21 protein-coding genes, 1 tRNA gene and 1 rRNA gene are annotated in these 25047 nt (G+C 41.7%); 17 read left to right on the top strand and 6 right to left on the bottom strand.

The features are described from left to right. Positions 1–142 precede the first annotated feature (142 nt). Both WSWS_RS07705 and WSWS_RS07700 read left to right on the top strand, forming a co-directional pair. Positions 143–676 (top strand): nucleotidyltransferase domain-containing protein, encoded by a 534-nt coding sequence (locus WSWS_RS07705; RefSeq protein ID WP_123773686.1) that lies wholly within the window; start codon positions 143–145, stop codon positions 674–676. 130 nt (positions 677–806) lie between these two features. Continuing rightward, positions 807–1739 carry a hypothetical protein gene (locus WSWS_RS07700; RefSeq protein WP_070230712.1) on the top strand — a complete coding sequence of 311 codons (933 nt, stop codon included), beginning with the start codon at positions 807–809 and terminating at the stop codon, positions 1737–1739. A 138-nt stretch (positions 1740–1877) separates the two neighbouring features. Here the strand turns inward: WSWS_RS07700 and WSWS_RS07695 are convergent, their stop codons facing one another. The 4 genes from WSWS_RS07695 to rpmH all read right to left on the bottom strand — a co-directional run bounded on the left by WSWS_RS07695 (position 1878) and on the right by rpmH (position 5256). Beyond that, entirely contained in the window at positions 1878–3584 is a 1707-nt protein-coding gene (locus WSWS_RS07695; RefSeq protein ID WP_070230711.1) for a glycosyltransferase family protein, read from the bottom strand. Positions 3585–3733: 149 nt separating this feature from the next. Then, positions 3734–4579 carry a YidC/Oxa1 family membrane protein insertase gene (locus tag WSWS_RS07690; protein WP_070230710.1) on the bottom strand — a complete coding sequence of 282 codons (846 nt, stop codon included), beginning with the start codon at positions 4577–4579 and terminating at the stop codon, positions 3734–3736. A 79-nt stretch (positions 4580–4658) separates the two neighbouring features. Continuing rightward, complete coding sequence (rnpA, locus tag WSWS_RS07685; protein ID WP_070230709.1) at positions 4659–5000, bottom strand: ribonuclease P protein component; 342 nt, start codon at positions 4998–5000, stop codon at positions 4659–4661. 121 nt (positions 5001–5121) lie between these two features. After that, the gene (rpmH, locus tag WSWS_RS08140) at positions 5122–5256 is read right to left on the bottom strand and encodes a 50S ribosomal protein L34 (RefSeq protein WP_002828338.1); all 135 of its coding nucleotides are present in this window, start codon (positions 5254–5256) and stop codon (positions 5122–5124) included. Between the two features lie 663 nt (positions 5257–5919). On the opposite strand from rpmH, the gene dnaA reads away from it, so the two are divergent. The 3 genes from dnaA to WSWS_RS07670 all read left to right on the top strand — a co-directional run bounded on the left by dnaA (position 5920) and on the right by WSWS_RS07670 (position 8972). Beyond that, a complete protein-coding gene (gene dnaA / locus WSWS_RS07680; protein WP_070230708.1) occupies positions 5920–7332 on the top strand; it encodes a chromosomal replication initiator protein DnaA in 1413 nt (470 codons plus the stop codon). Between the two features lie 199 nt (positions 7333–7531). Next, entirely contained in the window at positions 7532–8662 is a 1131-nt protein-coding gene (gene dnaN, locus WSWS_RS07675; RefSeq protein WP_070230707.1) for a DNA polymerase III subunit beta, read from the top strand. Between the two features lie 19 nt (positions 8663–8681). Further along, positions 8682–8972, top strand: coding sequence for a DUF1294 domain-containing protein (locus tag WSWS_RS07670; protein WP_070230706.1), 291 nt, complete (start codon positions 8682–8684; stop codon positions 8970–8972). Positions 8973–9059: 87 nt separating this feature from the next. On the opposite strand, the gene WSWS_RS07665 is transcribed toward WSWS_RS07670, so the two are convergent. Next, the gene (locus WSWS_RS07665) at positions 9060–9683 is read right to left on the bottom strand and encodes a DedA family protein (RefSeq protein ID WP_070230705.1); all 624 of its coding nucleotides are present in this window, start codon (positions 9681–9683) and stop codon (positions 9060–9062) included. Between the two features lie 272 nt (positions 9684–9955). Between WSWS_RS07665 and yaaA the strand changes: the two genes are divergently transcribed. The 5 genes from yaaA (at position 9956) to WSWS_RS07640 (ending at position 16335) form a co-directional block, all read left to right on the top strand. Beyond that, a complete protein-coding gene (gene yaaA / locus WSWS_RS07660) occupies positions 9956–10186 on the top strand; it encodes a S4 domain-containing protein YaaA (RefSeq protein WP_070230704.1) in 231 nt (76 codons plus the stop codon). Next, positions 10186–11310, top strand: a complete 1125-nt coding sequence (gene recF, locus WSWS_RS07655) for a DNA replication/repair protein RecF (protein WP_070230703.1) — start codon at positions 10186–10188, stop codon at positions 11308–11310. The genes yaaA and recF overlap by 1 nt, the downstream gene beginning before the upstream one ends. Positions 11311–11312: 2 nt before the next feature. Continuing rightward, positions 11313–13259: a DNA topoisomerase (ATP-hydrolyzing) subunit B gene (gyrB, locus tag WSWS_RS07650; protein WP_070230702.1), complete on the top strand. Its 1947-nt coding sequence runs from the start codon at positions 11313–11315 to the stop codon at positions 13257–13259. Between the two features lie 62 nt (positions 13260–13321). Next, on the top strand, positions 13322–15898 hold the full coding sequence (gene gyrA, locus WSWS_RS07645) for a DNA gyrase subunit A (protein WP_070230701.1): 2577 nt from the start codon (positions 13322–13324) through the stop codon (positions 15896–15898). 224 nt (positions 15899–16122) lie between these two features. Beyond that, complete coding sequence (locus tag WSWS_RS07640) at positions 16123–16335, top strand: hypothetical protein (protein ID WP_070230700.1); 213 nt, start codon at positions 16123–16125, stop codon at positions 16333–16335. A 114-nt stretch (positions 16336–16449) separates the two neighbouring features. On the opposite strand, the gene WSWS_RS07635 is transcribed toward WSWS_RS07640, so the two are convergent. Next, a complete protein-coding gene (locus WSWS_RS07635) occupies positions 16450–16896 on the bottom strand; it encodes a GNAT family N-acetyltransferase (RefSeq protein ID WP_070230699.1) in 447 nt (148 codons plus the stop codon). A gap of 213 nt (positions 16897–17109) precedes the next feature. On the opposite strand from WSWS_RS07635, the gene WSWS_RS07630 reads away from it, so the two are divergent. The 7 genes from WSWS_RS07630 (at position 17110) to WSWS_RS07600 (ending at position 24958) form a co-directional block, all read left to right on the top strand. Then, positions 17110–19296, top strand: coding sequence for an LTA synthase family protein (locus tag WSWS_RS07630; protein WP_070230698.1), 2187 nt, complete (start codon positions 17110–17112; stop codon positions 19294–19296). A 149-nt stretch (positions 19297–19445) separates the two neighbouring features. Next, positions 19446–19889: a MerR family transcriptional regulator gene (locus WSWS_RS07625; RefSeq protein WP_070230697.1), complete on the top strand. Its 444-nt coding sequence runs from the start codon at positions 19446–19448 to the stop codon at positions 19887–19889. After that, entirely contained in the window at positions 19889–21145 is a 1257-nt protein-coding gene (locus tag WSWS_RS07620) for a hydroxymethylglutaryl-CoA reductase, degradative (protein WP_070230696.1), read from the top strand. The genes WSWS_RS07625 and WSWS_RS07620 overlap by 1 nt, the downstream gene beginning before the upstream one ends. After that, a complete protein-coding gene (locus tag WSWS_RS07615; protein WP_237342586.1) occupies positions 21142–22101 on the top strand; it encodes an IpaB/EvcA family protein in 960 nt (319 codons plus the stop codon). Before WSWS_RS07620 ends, WSWS_RS07615 begins: the two co-directional genes overlap by 4 nt. 17 nt (positions 22102–22118) lie before the next feature. Beyond that, a complete protein-coding gene (locus tag WSWS_RS07610) occupies positions 22119–22817 on the top strand; it encodes an NAD-dependent protein deacylase (RefSeq protein ID WP_070230695.1) in 699 nt (232 codons plus the stop codon). Between the two features lie 398 nt (positions 22818–23215). Continuing rightward, positions 23216–24792 (top strand): 16S ribosomal RNA (locus tag WSWS_RS07605). Positions 24793–24884: 92 nt separating this feature from the next. Then, positions 24885–24958: transfer RNA gene (locus WSWS_RS07600), tRNA-Ile, on the top strand. Positions 24959–25047: the final 89 nt, after the last annotated feature.

Here is a 25047-nt window from a genome sequence, read left to right as displayed (position 1 = left end):
ATTAGTTTGATTGGATACCAAGCATTAGCACTATACCGTGGAGTATCGACACATTCGTTTCACTGGCAACATCACGTAGTGCGGTTAATCATCACTATCATCTTGATTACTATTCTATTATTTATTTGAGGTGACTTAACTTATGGATGTTAAATTTATAATGGATTCCTTTCCTTTTATGAAATCCTCACTTGGAATAATCCAGCATGGGTCAACAACGATGGGGGTTTCTAACAGGGATAGCGATGTGGATTTAGTTGTAGTATACAAGCCATCTGACATCACGAATTTAGAAAAATTGGTTGTGAGTATAGTAGAGGGAGCGAAGTTTCACATTCAAAACATTTCGATCGATGAATTTGAAAAGCTAGTACAGGCATTCACTGAAGATATGTTAACTGCAAAACGTGATATGAACTTTTTGAGTGGTCGTGTCTTATCAGGAAAAGTCATTAAAGATACTCAAAAAGTTTTGTTAAATAAAATTGAACATGCCAAAAATGATATTGATTTTGATCTGTTGTATCAAAAATTTTATTACCAATTGTTGAATGATTTGAAAGATTTGTCAATAGATGAGCCATACAGTCGGAAAATTGTTATTGAATCCATCGGTGATGATTTAGCAATTTTACTTCTACTGAAAAAAAATATCACTACGCTAAATGGAAAATAGATACCAAAATTGCTTAAGAATATAGTAACTGACGAGTTATTCAAAAAGTATACACAACTTAGATTTTTAAAAATCGATATATCAGATTCAGAAGTTAGCTCATTGGTTGTAGAATGGATGGGATTTTTAGATGAATTATAGTAAGTATAAGGTAACGATACTAGATGGGAAAATCCTAGTTAGAGATAAGTATATAAATGCTCCAATCAATTTAGCTGAATTTATGTATGACTTTACTGTGAAGTCATTTATACACAATATAGACATATATTTTTCTGCGGATGATCTAAATATTCTTGAAAAAATTTCGAAGTATTTTAATTTTGAGGAACGGAAGAACTCAATCATTGCATCACAAGCTACAATTTTCAGAATTTCACAAAAATCGATACCTAGAATGGTAACAATTGAAGACGAAGTAAGTGGTGTAAAAAAAGGGGTTGATATATATAATAACCTTGTCTTCCAAATTTCTGATAATCATATTATTGTACGTGACGATGTAGTAGATATTTCATATCGAACGCTGTCTGATTTCACGACCTTTTTGCCGCTCATTCAAAAGTTAATTGAGGGGCGAATTAATCGAAAATTTATGTACAGTGGTTTCTTGCCAATACATGGTACCGCAGGAAAAGTAAGTGAAACCAACTATGTTGTACTTGGAGAGTCACATTCAGGAAAAACTAGCTACTTCAAGTATGGTCAAATTTTATTTGATGAAGTACTCTACAGTGATGGATATCAATTAGCAGGGTACAGCTTCGCTAAAACCTACGATGAGACGGCTGATGAAGTGATAGACAATACACAGCGTAAGGTTGTCAAACTTTTAACTGACAATAGCGAAAATACTATTGAGATGTTTAAATTTATCTTTGCACAGAGGTTATACCATAAGACAAACTACTTAGATCTTAGGTTAGTGGATCAATATGCGATTCGATCCAGTATACAAGAATACTTACAAGATATACCGGGGAAATATTTTTTTAATCGTGATGATCTTATTCCTTTAAAGCTAATTGATAGTATTGTAAACATAATTTTGTCAAAAAAATAAAGACCTTCTTGAAAGAGTGGTGTCAAATTGGTGTTATTATTTGGATTTTTGAGACACTTTGAAGCAAAATGAGTTGATGTAGCACGGTTTTACCAAATAAAAAACAGAACAGTATTTTCACGTGAAACAAATGACCAGTTATCGTGCTGATATCGGTACCTTAGTTATTTTATCGCGAGACCATAAACGAAGTAACACAATTATCCATGCGATAAAAACAAATATCCAAAGACCATAAATCCACCTCGGGGCTGGTGCGCTAACTTGAATCATATGTTGACCACTTTCAAGATAAACGGCCACGCTACCACGCTGGCTTTGCTTAATTGCCACCTGATGACCGTCTAACAGCACTGTTTCATTACCATATGCTAATACGGGTAAATCTAACCAACCAGCTTGATTAACCGTCACCTGATACATACTCTGATTTGATTGATAACTTATTTTTGCGTCAACCGCCTGATGATTAAACAAGACCTCTTGTTTTAACAAGCTGGCTGTATTGAGCGGTTGCCAACTATTGATTGGTGCATAATCCGTCATCCCAATATAGTCATGCCGACTACCCAAGATTGTTTTTAACCCAGCTGTATCTGCTACAAATGTTGACTCTTGATGATTTGAATCTGCAGCGCGATCTTGTTTCAAGTTGAGCACGGGATTATTTTGGCGATTTGCAACCAACAGTTCTGAATGTCCCCAAAAATTAATAACTGAGAATACCATCAGCGTCACCATGGCTAGTCGATAATGCTGTAGTTGCTTGTATCTATCCGCTAATTCCTTAGATAAAAAGACAAATAAAAATAGCGTGGCATAGCTGAATAAGCGATAAGGGAATTGTATCAAGGCCTGTAGCCTAAATGGTATGGCATACCAAGGGAAAATATTTGTACCCAAAATAAATATGATCACGCCAATCAGACCAAACAGCACATTTAACTCATAGCGCTTTTGAAACAACAAAACTAAAGCCCAAACGACCGCAACCACCCCGAAAATACCAATATTTTGGTACGAACCGTTCAACGCATTAACTAGGTTATCACCTAACGATGCCATGAACAGCACTGACTGTTTTGTTGTTGTCTGAATCTTTGTCATTGAGAATTGGTACAGTAAAGGAACCCAAACCACAGCTCCCAAAATGATGAATAGGCTAATGGCTCTAATCAATGCGCCAATCCGTTCTTTATAGCCACTAATTCGTTTTGTTAACATCGCGCTGAGTGCAATGACCACAAATATAGCCGTTGTTAAAACAACCGAAAGCATGTGCGCGTACAGCAACAAAGTCATGCCGAAGCCTAAAAGACACCATCGTTTGTGATTTCTGAAAAAAACCTCGTAAAATCCTAGAAAGACCAATGGTAAAAATACAAATGCAATAGCCTCACCTAAGACAAATTGATCTAATGCTAAATAGAAACGATACCCACTAAAGCCCCAAAAAATCGCAAAGATGAATGCCCGTTTGTGATTACCGGCAAAAGATTTCATACTCCAATAGGCTACCATCAAGGTGCAAAACAATAAGATTAATTCACCGACGTAGAATGCCAATACCAGATGATTCGCCAATACGACAAATAATCCCGCGAAGACCAATGTAAACACAAACGGATAAAAATAATTTGTCGCACTACCGATATTTGATAACACATCAAAGCTACGATAGTTCAATTGTCCATGACGGAGACCTTCTGCCAGCCCTAACATTCTATTCAGATGAAATAACAAATCTCCCTGACCAAAAACGCGATGCGTCCGCATAATAGGAATATAACTTAAAACTGAGATTAACCCAAAAATGAACGTCGTTTGCAGATTTATTTTTTTCATTTCCCACCCCATTATAATACCCAACTCACTAAATATACCTTATTTCTAAAAAGATGGTACCCTTTTCAACTGATTGATAAATCATGCGCTAATTTGAACGCAAAAAAGCGACCCCGTGACTGACACAGGGTCGCTAAAGATAATTCAATTTACTTCTTACGCTTCTTTGCCTTACGGATCGCACGTTCTCGAGCGCGTTCAGCGGCCTTCTTCGCTTGACGTTCACGTCGAATTTCAAAGGGGTTTTGAATCGTCCATGTTTGAATCACTTGGAATGCATTTGAAACCACCCAGTACAGCGACAAGGCCGATGGTACGTTAATAGCAAAGATGAAGATCATCACTGGCATAGCATACGTCATCGTTGTTGATACGCCATTCTTTTCAGGCTGTCCTAGCATGACCAAGTATGAAGATACAAATGTAAACAAAGCAGCTAAGATCGGTAGGATAAAGTACGGATCGTGTTGACCTAACTGCACCCATATAAATGATCCCGTTTGCAAGACCTTCGTATTCATGATTGATTGATACAATGCAATCAAGACAGGTGCTTGAATCAATAATGGTAAGAATGATGCAAATGGATTGATGCCGTATTCTTTATACACGGCACTAGTTTCCGTTTGCATGGCTTGCATTTGTGCAGTGTCACGACGATTTGGGTACTTCTCTTGAATCTTCTTGATAACTGGTTGCACTTCTTGCATCAAACGCATTGATTTTGTTTGATACACCATCAATGGCAAAATCAAAACACGAATCATCAGGGTAAAGACAATGATTCCCAAACCATAATTATCGCCAAACCAACTTGAAATTCCCAAAATTGAACGGGCAAAATTACCAATGATCACACCATGCCACAATCCCGTGCCAGCAACATGACCTTGATAAGTAATCGCTGCAATCACCATGACAATCAACGCCGTTGCGGAGGCAACCGTTGACTTCACGTAACGAACCGGCTTTGCTGAATTTTCTGCAGTCTGCATTCTAATTCTCCATATTCTTTGTATATACCTAATTATGATAGTAGTTGTTATATAAAACCGTTATATCCCATTAACTACTTTATTTGAACAAATCAGCTAATTTAAACGCATGTTGCAAGTTTTGTTTAATCACTGACATTTCTTGTTGAAAGGCGGATTTACGTACAATGACCAGAATATCCACATTTGGCTTCAATTCTGGCATCATTTCAAGCACACTTTGACGAATCCGGCGCTTGATCCAGACTCGTTCATGCCCACGTAATGCCACTTTCTTCGAAATGGAAATTCCCAAGCGTAAGTGATCAGGCTGTTCACGTTCCATCGTATAGATGATGAACATCCGGTTAGCAACTGAATTATGTTGATCATAGACCGTTTGGAAATCCTGCTCGGTTTTAACACGATAACTCTTACGCATTATTTCACTCCATGGCGCTTTCTTTTTATAGAAGAAAACATAATATTAAAAATATAAAACAAAACGCGCAGCTCAGCCATTTGGCCGAACCGCGCGTGTTCGCTTTTATCAGTAACCCTAATTAGGCTGACAATACCTTGCGGCCCTTTTGGCGGCGACGTGCAAGTACCTTACGTCCGTTGCTTGTGCTCATGCGCTTACGGAATCCGTGTACACGCTCGCGGTGACGCTTCTTAGGTTGGTATGTACGCTTCATAAGATGACACCTCCCATTCGTAGTTAGATTTGGCCTGCGGCTGGCAGAGCCAAACCACAAATTCAATAACTAATGTTACCAGAATTACGGCAGGTAAGCAACCCTCTTTATCTTCTTAACCTTTTCTTTACTTTGTATAAGCATAAATATACAACTATTTTGTATGAATTTTATCCCCAATCTAACTTTACGTTATGTTAGCAATTACGTAAGGGGTGGACCCTGTTTTTGAGTTTTTCCACAGTTTCCACAGGTTATCCACAATATCCACAGGGTGGTATAAAAACCCTAATACTGCCTGTGGAAATGTGGATAACCTGTTGAAAACTAGTGTTTTACGTTCAAATTTATCCACAACAACCCGTGGATATCACTAGCTTCTGCGACTTTTCCACACTTTTCCACATGCGGACTGCTTCTTTTTTTCACATCCCTGTGAATTAGTGCAAATCTTTTTCCACAGGGTGTGGACATCACAAATCGTTATGTAGTTAAAAATTATTAAACTGTTCTCCTGTGGAAAACTCGCTGGAACCTTGATAGAATAGTCTTATGTTAAATTGCGTAGACTGATTTTTTTAGCCTGTGTAACATGTGATAACGCACTTTTTGCTGTTATTGCCAAATATAGAAATCGATTTTAAGGATGAAGGAGGCTCTCCCATGGATCATAACCAACTTTGGGACGCCATCAAACAAAACTTGCAGGCAACCGTTGCATCTGGCCTAACTTATGAAACATTTGTCGGGTCATTGACTGCGGTGAGTTTTGAGATTAAAGACAATGGCACCGCGGTTTTATACCTAACCACATCACATGAGCAAGTAGCTGAGCAATGGCAACAAAGTGGTGACTACTACCAACCATTTGTCCAAGCTGCGATGCAGGCAACGATGGTCTTAAATGGCACCCCTGTTTTCGTACAACCGCTAGTGACGTTGATTGCAACACAAACCGTTGCCCAACCTGTGGTTGAAACGCGCCATGAAGAACAAATTACATTAAACTTAGCTGATACACCTGAATGGATGACCGATTCTAAATTAGATGCTTCATACACATTTGATAGCTACGTGCCATCAATCAATAATCAAGAAGCGGTCAGTGTCGCACGCTCCATTGCTGAACACCCTCTAAGCACACAATGGAATCCCATGTTCATCTATGGTGATTCAGGCTTAGGTAAAACCCACTTAATGCAATCAATTGGCAACGATGTGATGCAACGTAATCCTAACGCCAAGGTTAAATTCATCACCACTGAAGAATTTACCAATGACTGGTTTGATGCTTTGCGGATGGGCCGAGCAGAAGAGTTTAAATCTGAATACCGTGGTGTTGATCTGTTATTAGTCGACGACGTGCAATTCTTATCTGGGAACAGTAATCCCGATACTGACCGTAAAATACAAGAAGAATTCTTCAACACCTTTAATGTCATTACGCGTAATGGGCACCAGATCGTGATGACTTCCGATAAAGCCCCTAACCAGATTGCTGGTGTTGAAAATCGGCTGGTATCCCGCTTCTCACAAGGCTTCACGGCCAATATCACCAAGCCCGATGTCAACGCACGAATTGGTATTTTGATGAATGAAGCAGAACATCAAAACGTGGCGATCAGCAAAGAGATTATCGAAGAAGTCGCTGGTGCCGTTGATACTAACGTTCGTGAGCTGAAGGGGGTCTTCAATAAAATTGTGGCCAAGGCGAAGTTTGGTACGACTGAAGTCACGTTAAAAGATGCCCAGGCAATCCTGGAATCAATGAATTATGAACGTCATCGTGTCATTACGATTCCTTTAGTCCAATCAGCGGTTTCAGAGTACTTCAATGTACCGGTAGCTGATATCATTGGTAAGGGTCGTACTAAACCGGTTGTCTTTGCTCGTCAAGTGGCGATGTACTTATCACGTGAGATCACCCAAGAATCATTACCCCAAATTGGAGTAGCCTTTGGTAACAAAGATCACACAACCGTCATGCATTCAACCGAAAAAATTGCTAAACTAGTGGATGAAGACAATACAGTTGAACGTCAATTACAAGCTATTCGCACTAAATTGACCGAATAGACTGTGGATAAATAATTTAGTTTTTCAAAGTTTTCCACAACATTTTCAGAAGGCTTCATTCCTTGATAACATTGGCTACACGAGACTTTTCCACAGTTTCCACAGCCCTTATTATTATTATTACTTCTAAGTATTAATAAATAAGTCAATTAAGCCCGGCTAAAATAAAATTAATCTAACTGACTTGGGAGTATACAAAATGCAATTTACAATAAATCGATCAGCATTTATTAAAGCGTTGAACTATGTTAACCGTGCGATCTCTTCACGAGCATCAATGCCAATCTTGACGCATATTAAGATGGTTGTTGAAGAGACAGGCATTACATTGACTGGTTCAGATACTGATATTTCTATTGAAACAACCATTGAAAAGACCGATGACAGTGCCAATTTGCAAATCCAAGAAATCGGAGCCATTGCCTTACCAGCAACGTTCTTTACGAATATCGTGAAGCGCTTGCCAGGTGAAGAAATGACTTTGACGCAAACCACTGGTTTCCAAGCAAAGATCAATTCAGGTTCTGCCGAATTCGATATTAATGGTCAAGATGCGAACAACTATCCACATTTGCCAGAAATTACGATTAAAAATCAATTGATCTTACCAGCAGATACGCTAGTTGAAGTGATTCGTCAAACCATTGACTCAGTTTCAAAACAATTAAGCCAACCAATTTTGACAGGGGTACACTTTGTTTTAGCTAGTGGTAACTTGACAGCCGTTGCAACTGATCGTCACCGTTTGGCACAACGTACGCTAAACTTTGGTGAAAGTGATGTTGAAGCAGACATCGTTGTACCAGGTGATTCGTTAAAGCAATTAGTTGGGATGTTGGAAGAAGTTGAAACGGTTGAAATTCGGGTTGCTGAAAACCAGATTATCTTCCAATTAGGTGCTAATACATTGTTCTATTCACGTTTGTTGGAGGGTAACTACCCAGATGCGTCACGTTTGATTCCCACTGAAAAGCGGACAACACTGACCATCAACGCGCGTGAGTTGGCGCAAACCATTGATCGAGCCGCCTTGCTATCACATGAAGGCCGTTCAAATGTCATTCAATTTTCAATTTCAGCAAATTCATCGATGATTTCATCAAATTCACCAGAAGTTGGAAAAGTTGAAGAAGAAATCTTTGCCGCCGAAACAGCTGGTGATGAAATTACAATTTCATTCAACCCTGATTACATGAAGGATGCTTTACGTACATTCGGCGATACCGAGATTCAAATTGGTTTTAAGACACCCTTGGATCCGTTCACATTAGTACCAACGAATAATGCGATGAATTTCATCTACTTGATTACACCAGTTCGTACTTACTAATTGATTGCGAGATTGCGATATGACCTTATTTGGAATAAGTATCCTAGTCGTATTCATCTGGAATATTATGGTGTTGGCAGCATATGCAGCGGATAAACGCAAAGCGATTGCGCATGCTTGGCGGACGCCCGAAAAAACGCTCTTAACCATGGCAGTAATTTTTGGTGGTTATGGTGCTTTACTGGGTGGTTTAGTGTGGCATCATAAAACCAAGAAATGGTATTTTTGGTTGGCCTGGCTGATCGGTATCATTTTAGTGAACATGTTGTTTAGTATTTTGTGGATACTTCATTCGACAAATAAAATATAATTTGTATATCAAAAGCGACTTGTAATGGTTTGGAACCAGTTACAAGTCGCTTTTTGTTAGGATTTTAATGAGGTTTTTGAGTGAAAATCATTCTTTAGGTGCTTTTTTAATAAAACGAGTCCAGATGAAGTAGATGATAAGAAAGCCAGCAATCAAAATGAGGACGTATTTAAAATACATCGTGATAGTTTCAAATTGGACCAATACATGTTGCCAGGCTTTACCGGCGTAATAGCCTAAACTAATTAAAACGCTGTTCCAAATAATCGAACCTAATGTACTAAAAAGTAAGAAACGGGGAAAGTTCATCCTTGTCATGCCAGCAGGTACAGAAATTAAACTGCGCACTACTGGAATGAAGCGACCAATGAAAACAGACCAATACCCATATTTCGTAAAGCTCATCTCGGCTTTAATAAAATCGGCCATTTTCAGATGCAAAATTTTACCGATTTTAGAATTCACTAAATGTTCCAGGCGAGTCAAAGTCAGTTGGGTGCCAATCCAATAGAGGATAATGGCCCCAATCATCGAACCTAAAGTTGCGAAAATGACCGCCCAGATGGGGTTTAGAACCGTCGTTGTAGCATATCCCGTGAAAGTTAGAATTAATTCTGAGGGGATGGGCGGAAAGATATTTTCGATCGCCAGCAGTAATACAAGGGCCACATAGCCATATTGGCTAATGACTTCTTCAATAAATGTTTCCATAAAAGGTCCTCCGTTGGTGTCTTGTATCACCATAACATGAGTTGATAGGTCAGTAAATCATGCCAAAAGACCTCAAATTTTGAAAAACGGGTACAAATAAACCTCTCGTGACGAATAACTGTCTTTTGATAATAGTCTCTCATCATACCTAAAAGCGCTTAGAAGGCAAAATAAGCGGTAGTTACATTGAGAAACCATTAAAAAAAGAGTATAATACTAAGAGTTAAGTTACTTTTTTAGACTGGAATTTTTCCGGTAGAAAGGACAGAGATTTGGCAACAGAAGTGTCCATCAAAACCCCATTTATTACATTGGGTCAATTACTTAAAGAAGAGAGTATCATCTCAACCGGCGGCCAAGCCAAATGGTTTTTGAAAGAGAATGAAGTTCTAGTGAACGAAGAACATGATGATCGTCGTGGGCGTAAGCTATACCCTGGGGACATCGTGGCATTGCCAGGAGGCGAGCGCTTTATCATCAATGGTGGTGAGTCACAAGCCTAATGGAATTGCAATCATTGCAGCTTCGAAACTTTCGTAATTATAAGGAGCTATCCGTCGAGTTCGTGCCAGGTGTGAACGTCTTTTTAGGACCAAATGCCCAGGGAAAAACGAATTTATTGGAGGCAATTTATGTCTTAGCTTTGACACGCTCGCATCGCACCACCACCGATAAAGAATTAATCGGTTGGGATGGTAAGGAAGCTAGCGTGCAAGGTATCGTCAAAAAACAATACGGGAATGTCCCTTTGTCGCTGATGTTTACCAACAAAGGTAAGAAAGCGCGCATGAATCACTTGGATCAAGCCAAGCTCGCGAATTATATCGGTCAGCTAAATGTCATTTTGTTTGCACCGGAAGATTTGGCTTTGGTCAAAGGGGCGCCAACCATTCGACGTAGTTTCATTGATCGCGAATTTAGCCAGATGAGTCCAAAGTACTTATACATAGCGAATCAGTATCGAGCTGTTTTAAAGCAGCGCAATCAATATTTAAAACAACTTCAATCAAAACAGGCTAAAGACATCTTGTTCTTAGAAGTTTTAACGGATCAACTCACTAATTTTGCTAGTGAGTTGATTGTTCGTCGGTTGCATTTATTGAAAAAATTAGATGCGGCCGCGGCACCTATTCATGCGGCCATCACGCAAGGAACTGAATCATTGCAAATTAACTATGTTTCACAGCTACATGCTGATGAACTTGGGGATGAAGTCACGATTAAGCAAGCCATGATGGCACGTTTTGAAAATTTACAACCCCGTGAAATTATCATGGGGACCACATTGCTTGGGCCCCATCGTGATGATTTGTTGTTCAATGTCAATGATCACGACGTGGCGACATTTGGTTCACAAGGTCAGCAACGGACGACTGCTTTAGCAGTAAAGCTCGCCGAAATTGATCTCATGAAGCAAGAGACAGGGGAATATCCGATTCTTTTGTTGGATGATGTGTTGTCAGAGTTGGATACAACGCGCCAAACACATCTCCTAACAGCAATCCAAGATAAGGTACAAACCTTTATTACGACGCCTTCATTAAGCGATGTGGCTAAGCAATTAATTAATGAACCTAAGATTTTTAACGTTTCAGCAGGAACACTTACTGAATCAGGAGAGGAGTAAGCATGGCAGATGAAGATATCACACAAACGCATACAAATGCTGGCGATTATGATGCCAGCCAAATTCAAGTTCTAGAAGGACTTGAGGCGGTTCGTAAGCGTCCAGGAATGTACATTGGTACAACGACGAGTCAAGGATTGCACCACTTAGTATGGGAAATCGTCGATAACGGAATTGATGAAGCCTTGGCCGGTTTTGCTAGTCACATTACGGTTACGATTGAAAAAGATAACTCAATCACCGTCACTGACGATGGGCGTGGTATTCCAGTTGACGTTCAACAAAAGACAGGTAAATCAGCCCTTGAAACAGTGTTTACCGTTTTGCATGCTGGTGGAAAATTTGGTGGCGGTGGCTACAAAGTTTCTGGAGGACTACACGGTGTTGGAGCCTCAGTGGTTAATGCACTATCAACTAGTCTAGAAGCAATCGTTGTTCGTGATAATAAAGCCTATTACATGGACTTTGAGCGTGGACATGTTAAGACATCAATCAAAGAGATTTCTGCTGCAGGCCAACCTGTTTCACGTGGAACAATTGTTCATTTCTTGCCAGATGCAGATATTTTTAATGAGACAACCACGTTCGATGCTAAAACGCTGACTACCCGTGTCCGTGAATTGGCCTTCTTGAATAAAGGATTGCGCATTTCAATCACGGATAATCGTGAAGCAGAGCCAGAAACGACGACCTTCCATTATGAAGGTGGAATTAAGCAATATGTTGAGTATTTGAACACTAACAAGACGCCAATTTTTGAAGAGCCCATTTATGTTGAGGGTAGCGAAAACGGTATCGAGGTAGAAGTGTCATTGCAATATACGGATGACTTCCACGAGAATATGTTGTCGTTTGCTAATAACATCAACACGATTGAAGGTGGGACACACATCACCGGTTTCAAGACAGCGTTGACACGGGTAATCAATGATTATGCCCGTAAGAATAATATCTTGAAGGAAAATGATGAAGCACTCAGTGGTGATGATGTGCGTGAAGGTTTGACGGCAATCGTTTCTGTTAAGCACCCTGACCCACAGTTTGAAGGACAAACAAAGACAAAGTTGGGTAATTCTGATGCGCGTACGGCGGTCGATCGTATGTTCTCAGATACATTCAATCGGTTTATGTTGGAAAATCCAACTGTGGCTAAACAAATCGTTGAAAAGGGAATTTTAGCTGGTAAAGCACGTGCTGCCGCCAAGCGTGCCCGTGAAGCTACGCGTCAGAAGTCAGGTTTAGAAATTTCAAATTTGCCAGGTAAATTGGCTGATAACACTTCGAAGGATCCAGCAGTTTCAGAACTATTTATTGTTGAGGGAGACTCTGCCGGTGGTTCAGCCAAGCAAGGTCGTGATCGATTGACGCAAGCTATTTTGCCAATTCGCGGTAAGATTTTGAACGTCGAGAAAGCCACGATGGAACGAATTTTGGGTAATGAAGAAATTCGTTCTCTGTTCACAGCCATGGGAACTGGTTTTGGTAATGAATTTAATGTGTCAAAGGTGCATTATCATAAGTTAATTATCATGACGGACGCCGATGTCGATGGTGCCCACATTCGTACATTGTTGTTGACTTTGATTTACCGTTATATGCGCCCATTATTGGAAGCTGGTTACGTGTATATTGCACAACCACCTTTGTATCAAATACGCCAAGGTAAGTTTGTGAAGTATCTTGACTCCGATCAAGAGTTAAATGAGATTTTGCCAACCTTACCAGCTTCACCAAAACCAACTATCCAACGATACAAGGGACTTGGTGAAATGGATGCCGAACAACTCTGGGAAACAACGATGGATCCAAAAGTGCGTCGTATGTTGCGCGTTGAGCTCGATGATGCCGTTGAAGCTGATCAAGTATTTAGTATGTTGATGGGTGATAAGGTTGAACCTCGTCGTGAGTTTATCGAACAAAATGCGCGTTACGCTGAATTGGATGTTTAAATCAGTGCGTGTCTAGGAAACAGTGTGAAAGCACTATATGAAACTTCATATAGGAGGAAAAAATGGCTGAAGAAGAAAATGCTTTGGACAGTCGCATCAAGTCAGCTAAACTTGGCGATCAGATGCGTAATTCATTTTTAAATTACGCAATGTCCGTTATCGTTGCGCGTGCTTTGCCTGACGTGCGTGATGGTTTGAAGCCCGTTCATCGTCGTATTTTGTACGGTATGAATGAATTGGGTGTCACACCAGATAAGGCCCACAAAAAGTCAGCCCGTATCGTCGGTGATGTCATGGGTAAGTATCACCCCCACGGTGACTCAGCGATTTACGAATCAATGGTTCGTATGGCCCAAGACTTTAGTTATCGTTATATGCTAGTTGATGGTCACGGTAACTTTGGTTCAATTGATGGTGACCCAGCGGCCGCAATGCGTTATACCGAAGCCCGTTTGTCAAAAATTGCGACGGAAATGTTGCGGGATATCAACAAGGACACGAGCGATTTTATCGATAATTATGATGGATCTGATCGGGAGCCTGTGGTGCTACCAGCCCGTTTCCCAAATCTTTTGGTGAATGGTGCAACTGGTATCGCTGTTGGTATGGCGACAAATATTCCACCACACAACTTGGGTGAAGTTATTTCTGGTATTCACATGTTGATGAATAATCCAGATGTTACAACGGCCGAGTTGATGGAGGCTATTCCGGGTCCAGACTTTCCAACCGGAGCGATTGTTATGGGTAAGTCAGGTATTCGACGCGCCTATGAAACCGGTAAGGGTACGGTCACAGTTCGTTCAAAGGTTGAAATCGAGATCGAAAAGAGTGGTAAGGAACGGATTGTCGTTACTGAGTTACCATTTATGGTCAACAAGGCAAAATTGATTCAACATATTTCTGAGTTAGCACGCGAAAAGCGTATCGATGGTATTACCTCGGTTAACGATGAATCTGACCGTCAAGGCTATCGAGTTGCTATTGAGGTGCGTCGTGATGCATCAGCTTCAGTTGTTTTGAATAACTTATACAAAAATACGTTGTTGCAAACAAACTTTAGCTTCAATATGTTGGCAGTTAAGGATGGCGAACCTAAATTGCTTGGTTTGAAGGCCATTTTGGAAGCTTACTTGGAGCACCAGCAAGAAGTGGTGACTCGTCGTACTAAATTTGAGTTGAAGAAGGCTGAAGCCCGCGCCCATATCCTTGAAGGATTGCGGATTGCTTTAGATCATATCGATGCTATTATCAATATTATTCGTTCTTCCGCAACATCAGATATTGCTAAAAGCAAGTTAATGAGCGACTATGCTCTATCAGATAAGCAAGCCCAAGCCATTTTGGACATGCGTTTGGTACGTTTGACCGGTTTGGAACGCGATAAAATTGAAGATGAATACCAAGGGTTGATGGCTCAAATTACGGAATTGAAGGATATTTTAGCTAATCCAAAGCGTGTCGATGAAATCATCTACAATGAATTGCTTGAAATTCAAGCAAAGTACGGCGATGAGCGTCGTACTGAATTGCAAGCTGGCGGGGTTACGAGTTTGGAAGATGAAGACTTGATTGAAGAAGAAGATGTCATTGTCACTTTGACAAATAATGGCTACATCAAGCGTGTCGCAGCTACTGAATTCCGTGCACAAAACCGTGGTGGTCGTGGTGTCCAAGGTATGGGATTGAACGACGATGACTACATTGATCAATTGATTGGTACTAGTACACATGATACGTTGTTGTTCTTCACTAGTCGTGGTCGTGTCTTCCGTATGAAGGGATATGAGATTCCAGAATACGGTCGGACTGCTAAGGGAATCCCAGTGATTAACTTATTGGGCAAGCTTGAAGACAGCGAGAATATTCAAAAGGTAGTAGCTGTCCGTGGTGATGCTAGTGAGTCTAATGACTTCCTGTTCTTTGTCACTCGTAACGGGGTGGTTAAGCGGACGCCAGTTCGTGAGTTCGGTAATATCCGTACGAATGGATTGAAGGCTTTGACTTTGCGTGATGAAGATGAGTTGAATTCAGTGATTATTACGAATGGTGAAGAAAATATCTTCATTGGTACGCATACTGGATACTCAGTATCATTTAAAGAAGCTGTTGTCCGTTCAATGGGTCGTTCAGCTGCCGGCGTTAAGGGTATCACACTGCGTGATGGTGATTTTGTTGTTGGTGCAGATGTCCGTCATGATGATGAAGAAATTCTAGTTATCACGGAAAACGGCTTTGGTAAGCGTACTTCTGTTACTGAATACCCAATTAAGGGTCGTGGTGGTAAGGGTATCAAGACGGCCAATATCACTGAAAAGAATGGTCCCCTTGTTGGTATCGCGGTGGTTCATGGTGAAGAAGACATTATGTTGACAACTGATCAAGGTGTCATGATTCGCTTCACGGTTGAATCAGTGTCACAAACCGGTCGATCAACTCAAGGTGTGCGTTTGATGCGTTTGGGGGATGATGCTAAGGTAGCAACATTCGCGACGGTCGATGCTGCTGACGAGGTGGGGTTAGTTGAGGATGTCGTTGGTGGTGAAGCATTGCCAGCAGCTCCTGAAGCTGGCGTTCAACCAGCTGAAGTAACTGAATTGTTGGAGCGTGCATTAGACGATACTAATGACGTTGAATAGCAATTAAGTGGAGTAGTAAATAAATGGCATGAATGGTCTACAAATCGGTAGCTGTTTGTGTCATTTATTTGTCTATTTGCGATAAAATGGCTGGTGCGATGATTTGTGGTAAGTAGCCCATGATAGCCGTTTCCCGCTGCGTCCAGACCTGTCTATTGTTGGAAAGTCGAAAAAGCCGTAAAATGAGTTTAGGTATTATGATCTAAGAAAGTGATGAAAACACAATGTATGAAAATGGATTAACGGACAAGCAATTCGCAGATGTTTTGGCAAAAAATGTCGCCATTGATGGAATTCCGATGGATGTAAAATTTATCAAGCGTTTGAAGGATGAAGTTCGTTTGTTGCCAGCAAAGGGTAGCAAGTGGACAAAACAGCAAGTTGAGAATTATTTATTTGAATTACGGTTTATCAAAGCGGAAGATATTAAGTGGTAATCAGCGGCTAGTATCCCCATCCTTAGCAAATTTTCTGTCCAAGTAATAGAAAACGAACACGACCAGCACTTACTCATAGAGCAAGTGCTGGTCGTGTTCGTTTATTTAATTAAATTATTTTAATGGTAAAATCATTTCAATGTGCTCAATGCCGGCATCTAGGAAGGTATCCCCGACGGCTTTGAAGCCAAATTTTTCATAAAATGAACGTCGCTCTAGTTGTGCACCTAATTCAATTTGGGGTGCACCCGCTTCCTTGGCATCATCAATGATGGCATTCATAATTACCGATGAGAACCCCTTACCGCGTTCTTCCGGTAAAGTTGCGACGCGTTGCACGTGCCAATTACCGGTATCCATAATATGGACACGAGCGGTCGTAGTAGCCCGATCACTGACGAAGCCGATATAATGAGTTGTTGCATCATCAAAGTCGTCTAGCTCAAGTTCAAGGGGTACCTTTTGTTCAGTGACAAAAACGGTTTTACGGATAGCCAAAGCGAGATCGCTAAGATGGCCAATACCGTATTCTTTGCTAACAATCAATTCGTTTTCTGGCATAATATGCTCCTTTTTAGTAAACCAAGCTAGGCGCTTTAAGTTGTTTAAGAATATTTTACGCTATAATAGGAAAGTTAAACCAGTTAAAAAGGTTTTTTAATTAATGACTTAATCATAGGGTTATCACGGGGATAAACCAGACCTGTTATGTTGATAACTACTATTTTAAAATATTTGATCTAGAGGAGCATCCTCAAAGAAGGAGTTTTTTTCATGAGACATTATGGTCGAATTGATTGGTTGAAGTCACGGGTAGGCTTTGTTTTGCTGTTGGTCCTATTAGTTTGGGCTAAAACAATGATGGCTGACGTGCTTGATTTCAATTTATTTAGTGGATCAAGTATTATCCAAATTATTACTACTCTAATCAACCCCTTGCCGTTGGCATTGTTGTTGATTGGTGTGGCCTTCTATTTTCATAAGGCCAAACTATTCTACCCAGTTGCCATCATTATGTATGTCATCAATGTGGTGCTTTTACAGTTGAATGTCATCTATTATCGTGAATTTTCAGACTTTATGTCCGTTTCAACGATGTTGGGTTATGACAAGGTGAACCAGGGTCTGGGTGCTTCAGGATTTGCGCTGACTAATATCCATGACATTTTCTTTTGGGCAGATGTGGTGGTGTTCGTTGTCTTGTTCTTTATGAAGAAGTTTCGTTTTGATAAATTAGCAACGACTAAATTGATGGGCTTTAGTTTCACCACGTTTGCATTATTCCTATTTTTAATCACCTTAACGCTTGGTGAAATCGACCGGCCCCAATTGATCACGCGTCAGTTTGATTCCAAGTATTTGGTAAAGTACTTAGGGTTGGATGCCTATACTGCTTTTGATGGGCTGCGCGTCCAACGGGTGAACGAACAACGTAAATCAGCTAAGAAGTCAGACATTGATAAAGTATTAGCGTATGTCAAAAAACATAATGTTTCAGATAATGCTAAGTATGTCGGGGTTGCTAAGGGCAAGAATGTCTTTGTGATTCACTTGGAGTCCTTTCAACAATTCGTCATTGATTTGAAGGTCAATGGTAAAGAGGTCACACCAACGCTAAATAGTATCTATCATTCTAAGTCGACGATTGCTTTTAGTAATTTCTTTAATCAAGTGGGTCAGGGTAAGACTTCTGACGCGGAAACAATGTTGGAGACGGGGCTCTTTGGTTTGCCTACGGGCTCACTCTTTGCCACCCAAGGTTCAGATCAAACGTTTGAGGCCATGCCAGCGATTTTGCGTCAAACAGAGGGTTACTCATCTGCTGTTTTTCATGGTAATAATGCTAGTTTCTGGAATCGTAGTAATACCTATAAGAATATGGGTTACCAGTACTTCTTTGATGCCAGTTATTATGACACTTCCGGTGAGAAGGCCATGGGCTATGGACTGAAGGACAAGTTGTTATTTTATGATTCAATTCCATATTTGGAACGTCTACAACAACCATTTTATGCAAAGTATATTACCGTGACAAACCACTTCCCGTATGACTTGGATGAAACTGATAAGGATGCCAATTTTAAGACAACTAGTACCGATTCAGATGTTGTAAATGGTTATTTTGAAACGAATCATTACCTTGATCAATCGATTGCTGAGTTCTATAAATATCTCAAGAAGTCGGGTCTGTATAACAATTCAATTGTTGTTTTGTATGGTGATCATTATGGTATTTCCAATTCAGAAAATAAAACTTTAGCCTCAGTGCTTGGCAAGAATGCTGACAATTGGACGGATTGGGATAATGCCCAAATGCAACGGGTACCATTTATGGTTAACATTCCTGGTTACACTGATGGTGGTGTCAAAGATACGTATGGTGGTGAAATTGACGTCATGCCAACGCTGTTACGTCTGCTTGGGGTTAAAAATCCATCGAAGTATGTGAATGTTGGTCAAGATTTACTGTCATCAAAGCGTTCAAAAGTAGTCGCCTTCCGTGATAAGGATTGGGTTAGTGCTGAGTATAGCTACGTGAATGGTAACTTGTATGATAAGAATGGTAAGGTCATTGCTGAGGATGATTGGACAACCGCTCAGCAAAAGCTAGTCAAGAAGTATCAAAAGGAAGTGAACAAGCAATTGGCGGTTTCCGATTCGGTTAACCAAAAAGATCTGTTACGCTTCTATACACCTAAGGGCTTTAAGGGTATTAAGGCCAAGAACTATAATTATTCCAATGGTTTAAATAAGTTGATCAAACTTGAGAAGAGTATGGGTGTCCGCTCAACGGATCAATATACTAAAAACAATGATAAGATGACGCAGAATTTGTATAACACAGATGCGCCCGAAAAGGATTTGCCAAAAACAAACACGTCACGTATCCAGCAAACGAATCCCGATGGCGGGGATACAACAGATGGTGGTTCGAGTGAGGATGATACACCAAATCCATAATGAGATGAAAGTCGTAGTAGGTAGAACTACTACGGCTTTTTTGTTGCGATGAAGTAAAACACCACAGGATGGGCTGGAACGATTGACAACCTTGTCAATTGACCTGACAATATAGGTAGATAATACTAGGAGAGCGTTGGGATGTGATTATGGGATATGACCAAGCAAACATTATAAAAAGTGCCTTTAATTCAGATAAATTCCAGTTCCGCATTGGTGAGATGGCCGCAATGACGGGTGTGTCAACACGTCAATTGCGGTACTGGGAGAGTAAGGGAATTGTTTCGTCGATTGAACGGGCTGGTGAACAGGATGCGCGCGTTTACACATTTAGCACATTCGTCCGTGTCTCAAGCATTAAGGCGTTACTCGATGAGGGCTACACGCTTAAAGCTGCTGTGGCCAAGACGAATGAGCGGGTTGCGATGTGGTCGTTAATTCATAATTTCGTGCCACACTTGATTAATGGTATCGCAGAAATCGATGGGAAACAGATGCTAGATATGGGGATGCTCGATGCCACGACACATCTTTACGCGTATCGAAATGACGCAGGTCAGGTTCTGTATCACCAAGTGAAAGAGGAAGCATGATGGCAAATCTAACGGGATTTTACAAACGCTCGATGGCTGAACGCATTGCATTGTTAGCCGCAGAAATTGGCCTTTCGGATGAACAAACGACGATGATGCGTCTGCATCAATCGGTCATCGGGGATAATCAGGTTGAAAATTATCTTTATAATTTTGGTGTACCAACAGGCTTGTTAATTGATTTGCCGGTGAATGGTCGCTTAGTGAACGTACCGATGAGCACAGAGGAACCGAGTGTCATTGCGGCCGCAAATAACGGTGCTAAAATGATGCGCGCTGGCCTTGGGGTGCAAACCCAAGCATCACAACGGTTAGTGCGCGGGCAAATTATTCTGACGGATATTATTGACATGGTCACGTTGCAGCAATATGTGACGTTGCATGAAACAGAATTGCTGCAAATTGCCAATGCTGCACATCCTTCGATGGCCCGCCGTGGTGGTGGTGCGAAGTCAATTCTTTTCGAGCAATTGGACGAACAGCGGGCGATTGTCAATATTTTAGTTGATCCACAAGCTGCCATGGGTGCCAATGTCGTGAATACCATGGCTGAAGCGGTTGCTGATGAATTACGTGGGCAAGGATATTCGGTTTTAATGGCAATCTTGTCAAACTTGGCCAGTGAGGCGTTAATTCACGCGACCGTCCGGATACCAGTTGCTGCCCTTGCAACGAAGCAAGGGGTGACGGGCGCAGAAATTGTGGCAAAGATTGCTGAAGCCAGTTTGATTGAAACGCTATCACCTTACCGTGCGGCGACGGCCAATAAAGGCTTGCTCAATGGCATTGAGGCCGCAGTGCTAGCCAGTGGTAATGACACGCGGGCAGTCAATGCGACTTTGCATGCTTTTGCTGCGCGGTCAGGTCAATATCGCGGTTTGACGCGTTGGACGGTTGCTGGGGCTGAATTAGTGGGCGAGACCACCCTACCCTTGTTATTGGGGGTGGTTGGTGGTTCAATCGGTATTGTACCAGCAGTTAAGTTGAACCATCAGATCATGGGGAATCCCACGGTTGAGGAGTTAACAGCGATTGTTGCAGCGGTTGGGTTGGCCCAGAACTTAGCTGCGTTGCGTGCGTTGGTTTCCACAGGTATTCAAGCAGGGCATATGGCATTGCAGGCCAAGTCGTTAGCATTACAAGTGGGTGCTCAGCCCGATGAGGTTGGCAAGCTGACCGACCTGATTCAACAAGCTGATAAAATTGATGAAACACATGCACGGTCATTGCTGCATGCACTACGAAATGGAAAATGAGTGAAATGAAATTTTTAGATGATACATTAAAGTTGTTAGAGCAAGTTAATCAAGTTTACCCAGGGTCTGTCATTTTACGGGGCCAAGGTGAGGCTTCAGGGATAATCACTCATGATCAGGTGACAACTGAAATGTTGGAAACGCGTTTAATGGTTGAAGTCACTGACGCGACAGCTCCGGATTTCCAGGCGACACATGAGTTGTTGCACATGTTGTTGACATTATCAGGATTTCCACAGGTCTATTTTCAATTAAAAACTGGGGATGAGGATGTGACCAACCAATTAATGGTGATGGCTACGTATCTTTATCGGCCAGCTCTGCATGCAATCATCTATCGTGAACAAGCCAAACACGGTTTGCTAACGGCTGAAGTTGCGGAGGCCTATGCCAAGGGAGTCATGACCACTTTGACCAAGGAAACACCAGGTAATCGTGATGAAGCTGCCTTACGTTTGTTGACTTTGCTAGATGCGAAGGTTTTCATGCATAACGTGCCGACTGACACGACTGCTTTCACGGCTACTTTTATGGATGCATTCCCAGAAGCTTGGCAAGGTGCTACGTTGATTTTTGATCAAATGGCAATTGACCATATCGTGGATGCATTCACGTTGCATCAAGCGATTGTGACCGCCTTTGATGGGTTTGATGCGATGATGATCACTTGGCAATTACCAGAGTTGAATAGTAAAGAGTTCACGACAGTGACGCCTGTTCTTTCAGAACGGCAATTGCGTTTACCTGTGGCCCAAGTGTTTGATATTAAGCATGTGGATTTGTTGAACCAAGTGACTGGTGACACGGCCTATGTTGGGTTACAGAAGTCTTCTGGGCAAAATAGTTTTGTCTTAGCTGCCCCAACTGAAGCTACTGCTGATTGGTTTAAGGAGTTGTACGCCATGCCAGTGCAAGACTTGTTTGATCAAATGAAACAACCATTTACTATGCGCTAATTTTAGGAGGAGATGCCATGATCACTGAAGCAGTGCAGAAACAATTTGATGAAGCACAGCACATTGTTTTTTTAACCGGTGCAGGTGTTTCAACGGCATCTGGTATTCCCGACTATCGATCTAAGGGGGGGTTATATGATGGGATTACCTTGCGACCGGAGTATTTATTGAGTACGGATGCATTGCGGGAAGCTCCTGAGAAAATGTATCAGTTTATGCGGGATAATATGTATTTTCCCGCTGCTGAACCAAATATCATTCATCAGAAGATGGCAACATTAACGCAACAAGGTCGGGCTAGAATTGTGACACAAAACGTCGATGGTTTGCATACTAAAGCAGGCGCTGAGCATGTTTTGGAGTTTCACGGGTCGCTATATAGAATCTATGGGACTCAGACTAAGCAGCCAGCTACAGTGGATCAATATTTGCAATCTATGTATGCAGCTAATGGGGAATTGCTTCGGCCGGCCATTACGTTATATGGTGAGATTCCATTTAGAGTGGATGAGGCTGCGCAATGGGTTGCCACAGCTGATTTGATTGTGATTGTTGGGACTAGTTTTGTGGTTTATCCTTTTGCGGGACTACTACAATATGCCAAGCTGACTGCTCATATGATGGCGATTAATCTCGAGCGCATCTCGGCACCTGATCGGGTGGAGCAAATTATTGGGGATGCGACGGTCTTTTTTTCAGAGTTAAAAGTGAATTAGTCTAAGCTGTGGGGATGAAAATCTTCGCAGCTTTTTGTTTGGCACAAAACGGTTTCGACATAATAAAAACTTTGTTGGCAAAAAGTATTGACATTTGGTCAAAGCATGCGTAATATAGATTGAGTTGTCAGCGAGATATTTGCGATAACACATATTAATTCAATTTAATTAAGTTAACAAAAAGTGTTGACAAGTTATTTGATAATTGATATGATATATAAGTTGTCGCGTGAGGCAACGAAGTAGGACATTGAAAACTGAATAACGTTTCGATGATCAAATGTGTAGGGTCTTCAAATTTTAGAATTTGAAGCAAAAAACATTTGCGAAGTCAATTCGCTAGTAAATTCGTTTAACATTGGTTAAACATAACAAAGATTGAGTTATACTCAAGCTTTCAAATTGAGAGTTTGATCCTGGCTCAGGATGAACGCTGGCGGCGTGCCTAATACATGCAAGTCGAACGCCTTGTGGTTTTAATGAATAGCGTGCTTGCACAATATGATTTAAAACAATGCAAGGAGTGGCGAACGGGTGAGTAACACGTGGGAAACCTACCTCTTAGCAGGGGATAACATTTGGAAACAGATGCTAATACCGTATAACACTAAAAACCGCATGGTTTTTATTTGAAAGATGGTTCTGCTATCACTAAGAGATGGTCCCGCGGTGCATTAGTTAGATGGTGAGGTAATGGCTCACCATGACGATGATGCATAGCCGAGTTGAGAGACTGATCGGCCACAATGGGACTGAGACACGGCCCATACTCCTACGGGAGGCAGCAGTAGGGAATCTTCCACAATGGGCGCAAGCCTGATGGAGCAACGCCGCGTGTGTGATGAAGGGTTTCGGCTCGTAAAGCACTGTTGTAAGAGAAGAATGTACTTGAGAGTAACTGTTCAAGTAGTGACGGTATCTTACCAGAAAGGGACGGCTAAATACGTGCCAGCAGCCGCGGTAATACGTATGTCCCAAGCGTTATCCGGATTTATTGGGCGTAAAGCGAGCGCAGACGGTTATTTAAGTCTGAAGTGAAAGCCCTCAGCTCAACTGAGGAATTGCTTTGGAAACTGGATGACTTGAGTGCAGTAGAGGAAAGTGGAACTCCATGTGTAGCGGTGAAATGCGTAGATATATGGAAGAACACCAGTGGCGAAGGCGGCTTTCTGGACTGTAACTGACGTTGAGGCTCGAAAGTGTGGGTAGCAAACAGGATTAGATACCCTGGTAGTCCACACCGTAAACGATGAGTGCTAGCTGTTCGAGGGTTTCCGCCCTTGAGTGGCGTAGCTAACGCATTAAGCACTCCGCCTGGGGAGTACGACCGCAAGGTTGAAACTCAAAGGAATTGACGGGGACCCGCACAAGCGGTGGAGCATGTGGTTTAATTCGAAGCAACGCGAAGAACCTTACCAGGTCTTGACATCCTTTGACCACTCCAGAGATGGAGCTTTCCCTTCGGGGACAAAGTGACAGGTGGTGCATGGTTGTCGTCAGCTCGTGTCGTGAGATGTTGGGTTAAGTCCCGCAACGAGCGCAACCCTTATTGTTAGTTGCCAGCATTCAGTTGGGCACTCTAGCGAGACTGCCGGTGACAAACCGGAGGAAGGCGGGGATGACGTCAAATCATCATGCCCCTTATGACCTGGGCTACACACGTGCTACAATGGCATATACAACGAGTCGCCAACCCGCGAGGGTGCGCTAATCTCTTAAAGTATGTCTCAGTTCGGACTGTAGGCTGCAACTCGCCTACACGAAGTCGGAATCGCTAGTAATCGCGGATCAGCACGCCGCGGTGAATACGTTCCCGGGTCTTGTACACACCGCCCGTCACACCATGAGAGTTTGTAACACCCAAAGTCGGTGGGGTAACCTTTATAGGAGCCAGCCGCCTAAGGTGGGACAGATGATTAGGGTGAAGTCGTAACAAGGTAGCCGTAGGAGAACCTGCGGCTGGATCACCTCCTTTCTAAGGAAAATCGGAAACCTACACAGCGTTGAAACGTTATTCAGTTTTGAGTGTCTTACACTCAATGTAAATAGTCATATAATGATTTATATGGGCCTGTAGCTCAGTTGGTTAGAGCACTGTGTTGATAACGCAGGGGTCACAGGTTCGAGTCCTGTCAGGCCCATTGATCACGTTGTGATCATAGCAATTAGTTCTTTGAAAACTGAATCATATTAATGTAAATTTTTAAATTTCAATTTAAATTAAATTGAA

The organism is Weissella soli (genome assembly GCF_001761545.1).
Lineage (GTDB): Bacteria > Bacillota > Bacilli > Lactobacillales > Lactobacillaceae > Weissella > Weissella soli.
The sequence above is the reverse complement of the archived record's forward strand: the minus strand, read 5'-3'. Positions and strand labels throughout refer to the sequence as shown.